This window comes from Flavobacterium ammonificans, assembly GCF_020886115.1.
Taxonomy (GTDB): Bacteria; Bacteroidota; Bacteroidia; order Flavobacteriales; family Flavobacteriaceae; genus Flavobacterium; species Flavobacterium ammonificans.
Genome location: NZ_AP025185.1, coordinates 1097907 through 1112579, shown reverse-complemented (window position 1 = coordinate 1112579; position 14673 = coordinate 1097907). Strand labels below are relative to the sequence as shown.

At 36.7% G+C, this 14673-nt stretch carries 13 protein-coding genes; all 13 read right to left on the bottom strand.

All coding sequences use genetic code 11. From position 1 onward, the window contains the following. Nucleotides 1-222: 222 nt before the first annotated feature. The 13 genes from LPC20_RS04685 to LPC20_RS04625 all read right to left on the bottom strand — a co-directional run bounded on the left by LPC20_RS04685 (nt 223) and on the right by LPC20_RS04625 (nt 14615). Entirely contained in the window at nt 223-1275 is a 1053-nt protein-coding gene (locus tag LPC20_RS04685) for an NAD(P)/FAD-dependent oxidoreductase (protein ID WP_229326944.1), read from the bottom strand. Between the two features lie 103 nt (nt 1276-1378). Further along, a complete protein-coding gene (locus tag LPC20_RS04680; RefSeq protein ID WP_229326942.1) occupies nt 1379-1963 on the bottom strand; it encodes a precorrin-2 dehydrogenase/sirohydrochlorin ferrochelatase family protein in 585 nt (194 codons plus the stop codon). 31 nt (nt 1964-1994) lie between these two features. Beyond that, a complete protein-coding gene (gene cobA / locus LPC20_RS04675; protein WP_229326940.1) occupies nt 1995-2765 on the bottom strand; it encodes a uroporphyrinogen-III C-methyltransferase in 771 nt (256 codons plus the stop codon). Next, nucleotides 2758-4848 carry a nitrite/sulfite reductase gene (locus LPC20_RS04670; protein WP_229326939.1) on the bottom strand — a complete coding sequence of 697 codons (2091 nt, stop codon included), beginning with the start codon at nt 4846-4848 and terminating at the stop codon, nt 2758-2760. The genes cobA and LPC20_RS04670 overlap by 8 nt, the downstream gene beginning before the upstream one ends. A 110-nt stretch (nt 4849-4958) precedes the next feature. Beyond that, entirely contained in the window at nt 4959-6203 is a 1245-nt protein-coding gene (locus LPC20_RS04665) for a sulfate adenylyltransferase subunit 1 (RefSeq protein WP_229326937.1), read from the bottom strand. Nucleotides 6204-6312: 109 nt separating this feature from the next. Further along, nucleotides 6313-7212 (bottom strand): sulfate adenylyltransferase subunit CysD, encoded by a 900-nt coding sequence (gene cysD, locus LPC20_RS04660; RefSeq protein ID WP_229326935.1) that lies wholly within the window; start codon nt 7210-7212, stop codon nt 6313-6315. A 75-nt stretch (nt 7213-7287) separates the two neighbouring features. Continuing rightward, nucleotides 7288-7989: a phosphoadenylyl-sulfate reductase gene (locus LPC20_RS04655; protein WP_229326933.1), complete on the bottom strand. Its 702-nt coding sequence runs from the start codon at nt 7987-7989 to the stop codon at nt 7288-7290. Continuing rightward, nucleotides 7989-8891 (bottom strand): sulfite exporter TauE/SafE family protein, encoded by a 903-nt coding sequence (locus tag LPC20_RS04650; RefSeq protein ID WP_229326931.1) that lies wholly within the window; start codon nt 8889-8891, stop codon nt 7989-7991. Before LPC20_RS04650 ends, LPC20_RS04655 begins: the two co-directional genes overlap by 1 nt. A gap of 121 nt (nt 8892-9012) precedes the next feature. Beyond that, nucleotides 9013-9423, bottom strand: a complete 411-nt coding sequence (locus tag LPC20_RS04645) for an RrF2 family transcriptional regulator (protein ID WP_229326929.1) — start codon at nt 9421-9423, stop codon at nt 9013-9015. A gap of 87 nt (nt 9424-9510) precedes the next feature. Beyond that, entirely contained in the window at nt 9511-10683 is a 1173-nt protein-coding gene (locus tag LPC20_RS04640) for a trans-sulfuration enzyme family protein (RefSeq protein ID WP_229326927.1), read from the bottom strand. A 68-nt stretch (nt 10684-10751) separates the two neighbouring features. Then, nucleotides 10752-11177 (bottom strand): OsmC family protein, encoded by a 426-nt coding sequence (locus tag LPC20_RS04635; RefSeq protein ID WP_229326925.1) that lies wholly within the window; start codon nt 11175-11177, stop codon nt 10752-10754. A gap of 39 nt (nt 11178-11216) precedes the next feature. Further along, the gene (thrA, locus tag LPC20_RS04630; protein ID WP_229326923.1) at nt 11217-13628 is read right to left on the bottom strand and encodes a bifunctional aspartate kinase/homoserine dehydrogenase I; all 2412 of its coding nucleotides are present in this window, start codon (nt 13626-13628) and stop codon (nt 11217-11219) included. A 24-nt stretch (nt 13629-13652) separates the two neighbouring features. Continuing rightward, nucleotides 13653-14615 (bottom strand): alpha/beta fold hydrolase, encoded by a 963-nt coding sequence (locus LPC20_RS04625; RefSeq protein WP_229326921.1) that lies wholly within the window; start codon nt 14613-14615, stop codon nt 13653-13655. Between the last annotated feature and the right edge of the window lie 58 nt (nt 14616-14673).

The window sequence follows — 14673 nt, the reverse complement described above, 5'->3', positions numbered from 1 at the left end:
TCTGCCGAAAGGCAGGTGGAAGCGGCATCCTTTTATTCTGGGTTTCAGAAAAAAGATACAGCGTACAGCAGGAAAAAATCTTGGCAAAAATACGCCATTCCTTTGCTTTAAAAAAATATTAGTAACGATCCTTTTAAAAATTTGGAATTGCGTCAGTTGCCAACAAACAAAAAGCGCTAAAACTCGAAAGTAATAGCGCTTTGTATTGTTATGCAAAAGTTTTTACACGATCGCTTTTACTACTGCTTTTGGCGCTTCTTTACGAGTTCCATCAAATCCGTCTACCCCAGAAACGGTAGTGTATTTCAACACATAACGTTTTCCTGGGTTGATGATTTGGTAGGCCGCCTGGCACATCAAAGTGGCTTCGTGGAAACCACAAAGAATCAATTTCAATTTACCCGGATAAGTATTAACGTCACCAATGGCGAAAATTCCGGGAATGTTCGTTTGGTAATCCAAAGCGTTGTTTACTTTGATCGCATTTTTCTCGATTTCCAATCCCCAATCAGCGATTGGACCTAATTTAGGTGTCAAACCAAAAAGCGGAATGAAATAATCTGTTTCGATCGTTCTTTGCACTCCATCTTCTTCAATTACAATCGATTCAATATGATTCGCACCGTTTATACCCACTACTTCTGCAGGCGTAATCATTCGGATTTTACCTTCGTTTTTCAACTCTTGTACTTTTTCTACTGAATCTAAAGCACCTCTAAACTCATTTCGTCTATGAATTAAAGTTACTTCTGAAGCTACATCAGCCAAGAAAATACTCCAATCCAAAGCCGAGTCTCCTCCACCAGCAATTACGACTCTTTTATTTCTGAACTCTTCTGGATTTTTAATGAAGTATTTTACTCCTTTATCTTCGTAGAATTCGATATTTTCAATTAAGGGTTTACGAGGTTCAAAACTTCCTAAACCACCTGCAATGGCAACTACTGGTGTGTGGAATTGTGTTCCTGCATTAGAGGTTACGATAAAGGTTCCGTCTTCTTGTTTTACAATGGTTTCAGCACGCTCCCCAAGCGTAAATCCTGGTTCGAATTGCTTGATTTGCTCCATCAAATTATCTACCAAGTCACCTGCCAATACTTCAGGAAAACCTGGAATATCATAGATGGGTTTTTTAGGATATAATTCGGAAAGCTGTCCACCCGGTTGTGGCAAAGCATCTAGAATATGACATTTTAATTTTAATAATCCCGCTTCGAATACGGCAAATAAACCTGTTGGGCCTGCTCCAATTATAAGTATGTCTGTTTTAATCATGCTATTAGGTTTTATCCTTTAATTATTCTTATCTAATTTTATGCAAATGAACGAATGATTTTAGTTTTTAAAGGTAACATTTATCACTTTTTCAATTCAATCACTATTTCTTATTTTTCAACGATTCGGTAATTTCATTCATTTTTTGGACTTTTTCTTCAAAATTTCCTTTTAAGGTTTTTCGGTATTCATTCAAATTTTCGACCATTGTATTGATGTCGTCTGGAATTATTTCTTCAAAAAATTCTCGCAATCGCTTAGCTGTTGTGGGTGATTTTCCGTTGGTTGAAATAGCAATTTTTACATTTCCTTTGGTTACAATTCCCCCCAAATAATAATCACACAACAGAGGTGTGTCGGCAATATTGCAAATCAAATGACGCTTGCGACACAAATCAAATACTCTTTTATTTACCTTCAAATCATCCGTACACGCAATTACCAAATGGCGTTTGCGAAGCATCCAACGATTGAATTTCTTTGCTGTTAGCTTAACCGAAGGATGTTGTGCAACCAAAGCTTCCAGTTCAGGAAGAAATCGTGGCGCTACTACTTCAACATTGGCATTCGGACTGGATTTCAACATAAATGATAACTTCTCTAAACCTACATTTCCGCCACCCACAATCAACACATTCAATTGATGTAGTTTTAAAAACACAGGATATAGTTCGTTTCTTTCTTCCATATTTTTTTAGCTTTCGCCAAAGGAACGCTGTTTATCTTTTTTCTATCAAATAGTCGTGATAGAAATCTTTTAGTTTATTACTTTCTCTTACCACTTCGCCAATAACAATAATGGCAGGTGAACTTAATTTCTTTTCTGCTACTACGTTTTGAATCGTATCAATGGTTCCCACTCCTATTTTTACTTTTGGAGTCGTTCCGTTTTGAATAATGGCTACCGGAGTTGTTCCTTTTGATTCGTTTTGGAACAAACTCACAATCTGCGCCAATTTACTCATTCCCATCAAAATCACCACCGTGGCTGATGATTGTGCAGCTAAAGCTACATCAGTTGACAATTTTCTATCCGAAGTAGTTCCTGTAATTACCCAAAAACTTTCTGAAACTCCGCGTTTAGTTAATGAAATTCCTTGATAAGCCGGCACTGCTACCGAAGAAGATATTCCAGGCACTACGGCTGTAGGAATTCCAAAGCTCTCAACAAAATCAATTTCTTCACTTCCACGACCAAAAATAAACGGGTCGCCTCCTTTTAAACGCACTACGTGTCCATAAGTCAGGGCATTGTCCACAATCAATTGATTGATTTCGTCTTGCGAATACGCGTGACATCCTTTTCTTTTTCCCACAAAAATCTTGATTGATTTTTTTGGTGCATAGGTTAGAATTTCTTCGTTTGCCAAGGCATCATACAAAACCACCTGAGCTTCTGCTAAAGCATTGGCTCCTTTGATAGTTAGCAAGTCTGGATCGCCTGGACCAGCACCAACTAAAGTTACTTTGGGTTGTATTGTTTTATGCATCAGCTAAATCTTTTTCTCTATATTTTTCAATCGTTTCGAAGAATGCTTTTGCTTGTTCTAAATACTCTTTCGCAAATACTTCTGAAGCTTCGTTCGCTTTAATTTGGTACACCAAATCTTTGAAAGCAGTTGCTAGTTGAATGGTATTGGTTTCCACAAAAACGGTGTCAAACAAATCGATGATTCCGGCGTGGTGGTTTGTTTTTTGATTTTCAGCAAGCAATAACGCTTTGGCAGCATTCACAAATCCTGCGTAAGTCAAATAAATGGAATCCGACCATTTTTGATCGTTCACCGCTTCTTGAGAAAACGTCAATTTGTCTTTGGCTTCTACCAATAATGTAGCTACTAAGTCAATAACAACTCCCGCACATTCACCTACACCAACTGCTTTTACGTAGTTGTCTGCATTTCCCCAATCGACAAAATCAGCTTCTGTTAAATTGGTTACATCAGCCAAAGGTTTCAAATATTCGTAAAAATATTTTTCTCCTTTGGCATCATAATAATTCAAGAACGATTGTCCGTTGGCATTTGCTTCAAAATCATTTAAGATCAAACGCAAGGCTTCAGGTCCTCTTCGACTTGGAATTTTAATTACTTTATCTGAAAAACGACCTTGACCGTTTCCTAAGTTTCCTCCACCCAACAATACCTGAAGGGCTGGTGCTACTAATTTTCCAGAATTGATTGACATTCCTTGAAAACCAATTTCTGCCATATTATGTTGTCCACAAGCATTCATACAACCACTGATTTTAATCGTGATTTCTTGATTGTTGCTGTATTGCGGATATTCTGTTGCTAAAACGCGTTCTAATTCTACTGCGATTCCAGTACTACTGGCAATCCCTAAATTACAGGTATCGGTTCCAGGACAAGCCGTAACATCATTGATGGTGTTGTACCCTAAAGTAACAAAATCCAACTTGGCTAATTCTTGGTAAAAGAATGGCAAGTTTTCTTCTTTAATGTTACGAATCAAAATGTCTTGACGCAAGGTAAAACGCAATTCATTGGCACCATAATTTTTAATCAAATCAGCTAAAGCTCTTGCTTTATCCGTATAAAAATCGCCTAACGCTACTTTGATTCCGATAGCCACATATCCCGCTTGTTTTTGAGCAATGACGTTTGATTTTTTCCAAGCCTCAAAAGCTGCAACATCTTCGATAGTTACTTTTGGAGCAGTTACTAATGGTGCTGGAATTGGACCTTCAAAAGCAGTAGTGTCAATTTCTACTGTCTGAAAAGACAAGGCTTTTTTCTCTTCTTCTACCAATCGCAAGAATTCGTCTTTACCAATATCTTTAATTAAGAATTTCATACGGGCTTTCAAGCGTTTGGCTCTTTCGCCATAGCGATCAAAAATACGCAACACACCTTCTGTCATCGGAATGATTTGATTGACCGGAACAAATTCAGAAAGTAATTCGGCATGGCTTGGTTGTGAACCTAACCCACCGCCTAACATCACTTTGAATCCGCGCTCTCCATTGACAATTTTTGGAATGAATCCTAAATCGTGCAAATAACTCAAAGCTGTATCTTTATCAGAAGAAGAAAAAGACATTTTGAATTTACGTCCCATTTCTTGACACACTGGATTTCTTAAGAAAAACTGAAACAAAGCGTGTACATAAGGCGACACATCAAATGGTTCTTCCGGATCAATCCCCGCATTTTCACTCGCTGTAATATTTCTAACCGTATTTCCGCAAGCTTCTCTCAGCGTGATATCGTCTTTTTCCAAATCAGCCCAAAGCTGCGGCGTTCTATCCAAACTTACGTAGTGGATTTGAATATCCTGACGCGTAGTAATGTGCAAACGTCCTGTCGAATATTCGTCAGACACTTTAGTAATTCGCACTAATTGTTCGCTGCTCACTTTACCAAAAGGCAATTTGATACGAATCATTTGCACCCCTTCTTGACGCTGACCATACACTCCTCTGGCTAAACGAAGGCTACGAAAACGTTCGTCATCAATTTTTCCTTCTTTGAATAATCGAATTTTTCTTTCTAAATCGATAATGTCTTTTTGGACAATCGGATTTTCTATTTCGGTTCTAAAACTTTCCATAAGCCCCACCCCAGCCCTCCCCAAAGGGGAGGGAGCCGAGTTCTGATTTTAAATTACTATTCTTTAGTTTGTGTAGCTCCTTCATCCCCCCTTTGGGGGTTAGGGGGCTGTTATTTTATAAATCCAACTCCCGCTGTTGTGTTGGTATTAGCGTCAATTAAAATAAACGCTCCATTTGATTTATTATCGTTGTATTTATCAAAATACAATGCTTTGCTTAATTTGATAGTCACTTCTCCAATTTCGTTTATGGCTAATTGTGTAGCAGGAACAGCTCCGGAATAATCCGTTGCAATTACATTTTTGATAGCGTCAATTTTAGCCAAAACTCTGTTCGTATTGTGTTGCACCAAATACTTGGTTCCTGGCACTAATTTCTTGCTGTCCATCCAACAAATAGTCGCATTAATATCTTTTTCTACTTGCGGTAATTCTCCTGATTTTACAATCATGTCGCCACGAGTCACATTGATGTCGTTTTCCAATTCAACTACAATAGACGAACCCGCTTTGGCTTCATCAAATTGTTGGTCAAAGAAGTGAATTTTGGACACTTTAGATTCGGTTAACGAAGGTAATACCGTAACGGCATCGCCAACTTGAATTGAGTTTCCATATAATTTTCCAGCATAACCCCTAAAGTCGTGGTATTCTTCGGTTTTTGGACGAATCACTGTTTGCACAGGAAAACGTGTTTTACCAGTTTCGAACACATCTTCTGGAGATAAATCTTCTAAATGTTCCAAAACTGTTTGCCCAGTGTACCAAGGCATATTTTCTGATTTATCAGCTACATTTCCGCCGTTAATAGCACTTAAGGGAATGTAACTTACGTTTTGTTCTTTGAATGAACTTTTGGCATTCAAAGCTTGGAAGTCGGCTTTGATTTTGTTAAAAACTTCTTCTGAATAATCGACTAAGTCCATTTTGTTTACTGCAACAATTACCTCTTTCACACGCAATAAATTATTGATAAAGAAGTGTCGGTAAGTTTGCTCAATCACTCCTTTACGAGCATCAATCAAAATGATCGACACTTGAGAAGTCGAAGCTCCTGTTACCATATTACGCGTATATTCTACGTGACCTGGAGTATCGGCAATAATGTAACTTTTCTTTGCAGTCGAAAAATAAATATGAGCCACATCAATCGTAATCCCCTGCTCTCTTTCGGCAACTAAACCATCCGTAGCCAAAGAAAAGTCAAGATAATCGTAGCCTTTTTGCTTGCTGCTTTTTTCTATTGCTTCAATTTTATCCGTAGTCAATGATTTGGTGTCATACAATAACCTCCCGATTAAAGTACTCTTTCCGTCATCTACACTTCCTGCTGTTGCTATTTTTAAAACTTCCATAAGCCCCTCCCCAGCCCTCCCCAAAAGGGAGGGAGCTGAGTTTTGATTTTAAATTAATATTTTGTTTATTGTATATTACTCCTTCGTTCCCCCTATGGGGTTAGGTGGCTTAAAAGTACCCTTGTTGTTTTCTTTTCTCCATTGCCGCTTCTGAACGTTTATCGTCAATTCTAGCCCCTCTTTCAGAAATGGTTGAGGATCGAATTTCTCCTACTACTTCTTGAATAGTAGCTGCATATGATTCAACAGCCGCCGTACAACTCATATCACCTACCGTTCTAAAACGAACAATTCTCTCTTCAATTTCTTCATCTTCCTCTTGGTAAACAAATGGCGAATGCGACCAAATCAACCCGTCTCTCAAAAATACTTTACGTTTGTGTGAAAAATAAATCGATGGAATTTCGATTCCTTCTTGTTCGATATAACTCCAAACGTCTAATTCTGTCCAGTTCGAAATTGGGAAAACACGAACGTTTTGTCCCAACTCAATTTTTCCGTTCAACAAATCAAACAATTCAGGACGTTGGTTTTTTTCATCCCACTGACCAAAATCATCACGTACCGAAAAAATTCGTTCTTTCGCTCTTGCTTTTTCTTCATCTCTTCGCGCTCCTCCAATACAAGCATCAAATTTGAATTCTTCAATCGCATCCAAAAGTGTAGTCGTCTGTAAGCTATTTCTACTCGAATATTTCCCAGATTCTTCAACTACTTTTCCTTGATCAATAGCATCTTGTACATTGCGAACAATTAATTCTAACCCTAATTCGGCTACCAATTTATCTCTAAATTCAATCGTCTCAGGAAAGTTGTGTCCAGTATCTACGTGCAACAATGGAAAAGGAATTTTGGCAGGAAAAAAGGCTTTTTGTGCTAAACGTACTAATGTAATTGAATCTTTTCCACCTGAAAAAAGCAATACGGGTTTTTCAAATTGAGCAATTACTTCTCTAAAAATATAGATCGCTTCGCATTCTAAAGCATTTGTTTTTACTATTGAACTCATTTTATTAATTTAATATTGAAAAATTAAAAGATTGAAAGATTTAGAATTCACCTTTCAAAACTCATAATTCATAATTTATTTTTGGTGTAACCCACATTCTTTGTGGCTCGATTCCCAAGACCATCTTCCTGCTCTGATATCTTCTCCTGGCAAAATCGCTCTGGTACAAGGTGCGCAACCAATACTTACAAAGCCTTGTTTGTGCAAGGTGTTTTGAGGTACGTTATTCTTTTCTAGATGTGCTTCCACTTCTTGTAACGTCCATTTTAACAATGGATTGAATTTGACAATATCAAAATGGGCGTCGTATTCAAAAAAGTTCAAATCACTTCTATTCTCTGATTGCTCTGCTCTTAAACCGGTTATCCAAATGGCATTGCCTTTCAAAGCTTTGGTTAAGGGCGCTACTTTTCGAATGAAACAACATTCTTTTCTATTTTCTACCGAATCATAAAAACTATTCGGTCCTTTCTGATTCAACAAAGTTTCTACCGCAGCAGTATCAGGAAAATAGGTTTTAATTTCCGTTTTATATTTTTTCACAGTCTTATGAAAAACATCGTAGGTTTCTTGGAACAAACGTCCTGTATCTAAAGTAAAAACCGTTATTGGCAACTGATTTTGACCAATAAAATCGATAATTACCTGATCTTCTTGCCCAAAAGAAGTAGAAAAAACCACTTGATTTGGATATTCCTTAGCCAAAAAAGCAAGCGTTTCCTCAATAGAGAAGTCCTTTGTTTTTTCCAATAAACTGGCTACGACTGATGTACTCATTATAGTAATTTATATAAGGTTCGTAAACTTAAAATGATAATTAAAATTCCTACTGCAATCATCATGGGTTGCCTTTTAATTTTATTTACTAAAATTGCTGCAATAGGTGCTGCAATTACGCCACCTAAAATCAAACCAATAATTACCTGCCAACCTTCTATTCCACCAAAAAGCATAAAAGTTACCCCACTGGCGAAAGAAACAGCAAACTCGGCAGCATTTACAGAACCAATTGTGTAGCGTGGATTTCTACCACGTCCTAACAATGTAGAGGTTACAATTGGTCCCCAACCACCACCACCAACAGCGTCCATAAAACCTCCAAAAGAAGCAAGAATACTTAATCGTTTGGTCTTCTTTTTGACTATCTTCTTTTGAGCTGCTTTTCTGATAATGATGATCGCCAATGCAATCATATACACCGCAATAAATGGCTTTATTACATCTCCGTCAATCACATCAGACAGCAAATAGGCTCCTGTAACAGAACCCAAAACTCCAGGAATTAACAAATGTCGCACTAGTTTTTTGTTGATATTTCCAAAACGATGGTGCGATATAGCCGAAACTCCCGTAGTAAACATCTCTGCAACGTGAACTCCTGTACTGCTGATTGCAGGCGGAATACCATAAGCCAATAAAAACGAAGTGGAAGTAGCTCCATACCCCATTCCTAAAGTGCCGTCTACTAACTGAGCAAATACTCCAATTGAGAAAAAGATTAAAAATTCTTGATCAAAATCTGCGACTAAACCATCCCAAGAAAACTCCGCATGATGGTTGTAGATTAAATTAGAAATCAAGCCTACCAATAAAGCAACTGGAATAATAACCCACAAACGTTGTTTGAAAGGTACTTTTGCGTTTACTGAAACTGTATTTTCTTTAACTTCTTGACTCATTAGTACTACTTTTTCATAAAATTGATTCGTTAAAATCTATTTCCCTATCGGACTAGTAGATTAAAGTGCAAAAATAGTACTTTTTTACTAAATACAAAATGAAATTTAAAAAAGTTTAGATTTAAAAAGAGACGTCTGCGAGGGTGTTGTTTTCGAGTATCATCAGCGTGTTATCGCGGACTTCGGTCATTAATTTGTGTACTGAACAACTAGCTTCGTCCACACAATCATCACATTTTTCATAAAAATTGTGACTTACGCAAGGTAGTAATGCAATGGGGCCTTCTAAAATACGATACACATGCGCCATATTGATGTCTTTGGGATCTTTAATTAAATAATATCCGCCCCCTTTTCCTTTTTTGGCACCCAAAAAACCGGAATGACGTAACAATAATAAAATGCTTTCTAAAAACTTAATCGAAATATGCTCGCTCTTTGCTATTTCAGCAATTTGCACTGGCGTTTGATTCTCTTGGCGCGCCAAGAAAGTCAATGCTTTTATTCCGTATTTTGTTTTCTTTGATAACATGAATTATATGTACGATTTACGATGTGGGATTTACGATGTGCTAAATTATAACACTAAATCGTAAATCCAATATTCAAATCGTAAATTTTAAGACAAGGCTTGTTCCAAATCAGCAATTACATCCGCAACCGTTTCTAAACCTACCGAAACACGAACTAAACCATCAGTTATGCTTACCGCTAAACGTTCTTGAACAGATAATTTACTATGTGTTGTTGATGCTGGATGAGTAACAATTGTTCTGGTGTCTCCAAGATTTGGCGACAGAGAGCATAATTTTATTTTATCCAAAAAGGCTCTTCCAGCTTCGATTCCGCCTTTGATTTCGAAAGCGACAATATTGCCTCCTAACTTCATTTGCTTTTGCGCAATAGCGTGCTGAGGATGCGATTTCAAGAAGGGATATTTAACTTTATTTACTTGAGGATGGTTTTCTAAAAACTCGACTACTTTTAACGCATTTTCGCAATGTTTCTCTAAACGAACGGCTAATGTTTCCAGACTTTTTGACAAAACCCACGCATTAAACGGAGATAAAGTAGGTCCTGTTAATCGAGAAAAAAGATAAATATCTTTAATCAAATCAGCTCTACCAACTGTGATTCCGCCCAAAACACGCCCTTGTCCATCCATCAATTTAGTAGCGGAATGGATCACCAAATCTGCTCCCCATTTGATAGGCTGTTGCAAATACGGCGTTGCAAAACAGTTGTCAATGATTAAAATCAAATTGTGTTTTTTGGCAATATTTCCCAACAATTCCAAATCGATAATATCTACCGCAGGATTCGTTGGCGACTCTGCAAATAAAATTTTAGTATTGGGTTGGATACAACTTTCTATTGTCTCTGGAGCATTAATGTCAAAATAAGTAGTTTCAATATTCCATTTCGGAAAATAGTTTACAAACAACGAATGCGTTGCTCCAAAAACACTACTTGCTGAAACAATATGATCTCCAGATTTCAATAGAGTGGCAAAAGTAGAATACACGGCTGCCATACCTGATGCAAAAGCAAAACCGGTTTCGGCACCTTCCATTTGGCACACTTTATTAATGAATTCAATCGTATTAGGATTACTATAACGGCTATAAATATTGCGCTCTTTTTCGTCTGCAAAAGAAGCGCGCATATCTTCAGCATCTTCAAAAACAAAACTAGAGGTTAAGTACAAAGGCACTGAATGCTCCAAATATTGTGTTCTTTCTAATTGACCGCGTATCGCTTGAGTTTCAAAACCAAAATCGTGTTCGTTCATTTCATTTATTTGTTTAAAGTTTAAGGTTTAAAGTTGTTGGACTATTAAATCCAGACATCTTGCCTAAACTACAATGGTTTGTTATTCAATACTACTTTGTACAAAATGGTTGCCGTTGGCTCCAATGTTTTGGAAACCGAACAATATTTTTCAAAGGATAATTTTGCCGCTTTAGCTGCTTTGTCTTCATTAATTGGGCCTTCCAAAAAGAAAACCACGTGGATTGTTTTGAAAGGATTTGCCTCTCCAACAGGAACTCGTTCCCCTTCTACCTCAGCTTTAAAAGACGTGATTTCTTGACGTTGTTTTTTCAAAATTGAAATCATATCAATTCCGCTACAACCCGCAACACCCATCAAAACCAATTCCATTGGACTTGGCCCCATATCGTTTCCTCCATACTCTGGACGCGCATCCACATTGACAAGATGCCCTCTATCATTTTTTAATTGAAAATGAAAGTTATCATTTACTCTTTCTAATGTTATTTTCATTTGTTTGTTTTTAAAATCGTAAATCTGAAATTTGAAATCTTATCCTTTATCCGATAACCTCAAAATATCTCCAAAAACACCTCTTGCAGTTACTGCCGACCCTGCGCCTGCGCCTTGAACTACAATCGGTCTATCTCCATAGGATTCTGTGTAAATTTCGAAGAATGAATCCGATCCTTTCAATCCGCCTAATGCCGTATCTGATGGAACTGAAACTAATTTTACTTCTAAATTTCCTTTGTCGCTTTGCAAATCGCCTGACAATTCGCCGATATATCTCAACACGTGATTCGGTTGTTGTTCTGCTTTTATTTTGGCGTAGACCGCATCAAATTCTTTTAATTTAGTCAAAAATTCAGATACGCTTCCTTCACGCAAATGTTCTGGAATTAAATTCTGAATTTCAATTTCTTCAAATTCATTTTGCAAATCCAATTCACGCGCTAAAATTAACAATTTTCTACCCACATCATTTCCACATAAATCTTCTCTTGGATCGGGTTCTGTATAACCGTTATCAATAGCCTCTTTCAAGATGTCACTGAACGGAACGTCTTTGGCTGAGTAATTATTGAACAAATAACTCAAGGTACCTGAAAACACTCCTTTAATTTTAGTGATATTTTCTCCTGAAAGGTGTAATAATTTAATCGTATCAATCAATGGCAAACCAGCACCAACATTGGTTTCATACAAATAGGTTTTTTGATTGTCTGCCAATACTTTACGCAGTTTTTTGTAGAAACTGTAGCTCAAGGTATTCGCTACTTTGTTTGACGAAATTAAGTCAAAACTACTTTCTATCAACGGAATGTAATTCTCAACAAATTCAGCACTAGCAGTATTATCTACTGCAATTAGGTTTTCCAAATGGTGCTCATTAGCATAATCAATTACATCTTGAATAGTATATAAAGTTCCTTTGTTTTGGATTTCGTTTTTCCAGTTGGGTGTTACTCCATTCTTATTTAAAAGTACATTTTGTGAATTGGCGATAGCAAAAATATTCAACTTCACATCTTTACGTTTCTCAATTGCAGTAGCCGATTCCAAAATTTGATTAATCAAAGTTCCGCCTACTAATCCGTGTCCAAAAATAGCAATGTTGATTTTTTTAGAAACCCCAAAAATCTCTCCGTGAATTACATTCAAGGCACGATTCAATTCGGATTTCTTTACTACCAAACTCACGTTTTTACCCGTAACCGTGTTGTTGAACAAAATCGGAACAATCTTGTTCTTAATCAAAGCGGTATATGGTTTGTGGAAAGTGCTTAAATCTTGTCCAATGATAGAAATCACCGACACATTATCCGTCACCGAAATTTTATTCACGTCTTTCGAATAGAAATCATTTTCAAATTCTTTCTCTAATTGGATCATCGCTAAAGATGCTTTATCCGCATCAACTACTAAACCAATTCCTCTCTCTGAAGAACCTTGCGAAATGATACTTACACTAATATCATTATCGCCCATTACTTTGAAAATTCGGGCATCGACACCTGTTTTACCAAGTAATCCGCGTCCTTCTAAATTGACCAGAGCTACATTTTCAAGCACAGAAAGTGTTTTGATTCCTTCTTTGCTTGCTGTAGAACGAATTAAGGTTCCTTTATTTTCGTGATTGAAAGTATTCAAAATACGAAGTGGAATATTTTTTTCCAATAACGGAATGATCGTTTTAGCGTGTAAAATGGTAGCTCCAAAATTAGCCAACTCATTTGCCTCGTTAAACGTCAAATAATCAATTTTCTTGGCGTCAGGCACTAAATCAGGATTTGCAGTGTAGATTCCATCTACGTGTGTGTAGTTTTGTAATTCTTCCGCATCCAAATAATTAGCAATCAAAGAAGCGGTATAATTACTTCCGTTTCTTCCTAAAGTAGTCGTAACGTTTTTAGCATTCGAAGCAATAAAACCGGTTACAATATTCACCGCATCTTCATTCTCTTTGAAATACTGAATTACATTTTTCTTAGAGGCTTGTTCGATGGGTTGTGCATCGCCAAATTTCGAATCGGTTTTTATCAATTCTCTACTATCAGCAAAACGCGCGTTAACTCCATTATTTAGCAAAATAGCCGTCAGTAATTTTGCCGAAAGTAATTCGCCAATCGACAAAATTTGGTCTTTAATTTTGCTGCTGTAATCTCCAATTAAGCTTACACCTTCAAATAATTTTTCAAGAACAGTAAATTCCTCTGAAAAATCAACATCTATAAAACCATTTTGCTGTTCCAATTTGAATTGGTCCAACATTATCTTATAACTTTCATTTTTAGCAGCACTATCCAATATTCCCTCCAATTCATCAGTGGCATTGCCACGTGCCGAAACCACCACAGCAATTTTTTCGCCTTGGTTCACCTTGTCTAAAATAATTGCAACTACTTTATCTAATCCTTCTCCATTGGATAATGATTTTCCTCCAAATTTTAAAATCTTCATAGTATTTGATTTTTGGTTATACCACTAAAAAATGGTAGCCAATAAATTATGTAATTGTTGGTATTCTATCAAAAAAGCATCGTGACCGTGAATGGAAACAATCTCTTGATAGGATACACTTTCTTTATATTTTTTTAATTCTTCATAGGTAGCTCGGTTCTCATTTGCCGTAAAAAACAAATCAGAATCAATTCCAATAATATGAATATTCGCTTCAATTTTTGAGGCTACTGCTTCGAAAGAATCTCTTCCTCTTGTAATATCAATCGTCTTTAATAACTGGTTCATCATTTTATAAGCCGAAAGCTGAAAACGCTTTTGCAACTTATTTCCGTGATGCGCTAACCAACTTTCTACATTATACATTTGCAATTCTTCATTTAGTGTCCGTTGAAATTTAGCCGAAAAAGAGGCTGGTGTCCTATAACATAACATAGCGTGAATGCGAGCGTCTTCAATTGGTTTTGACGAATTGGCTAAAATTTGCTCTTGCAAAAAACAATTCGCAATCAACCAATCTGTCGATTTCCAATCAGTTGCAATCGGAATTAAATGTTGGGTAATTTTAGTTTCTAAAGCTGCCATTTCCCAAGCAATTCCACCACCAACAGAACCTCCAATTATCGCAAACAACTGTTTAATTTGCAAGTCTTTAATTCCTTGGTTAAATAACCGTGCAACATCTCTTGCATTGAAATCTTTGTAATTTTCTATCAGGAAACCATCATATCCGTTTCCTGGAACATTGAAAGCTAAAACAGTATATTTCAATGTATCTATGGTTTTGCTTTCGCCAATAAGATCATTCCACCAACCTTGTTCTCCAATAACTTGAGAATTTCCCGTCAAGGCATGATTGACCAAAACAACAGGCGCTGTATTCAATTGAGGTCCAAAAACTTGGTAACTTAAATTGATTATAGGATAATGCGCACCACTTTCTGTGATGAAATTATGTATTTGTATTTGGTTGAATTTATTTTCCAATGTCAAATCGGTTGTAAATATTGATTTGTGCTGGAAATATTAGAAAGAAAATCTAGAA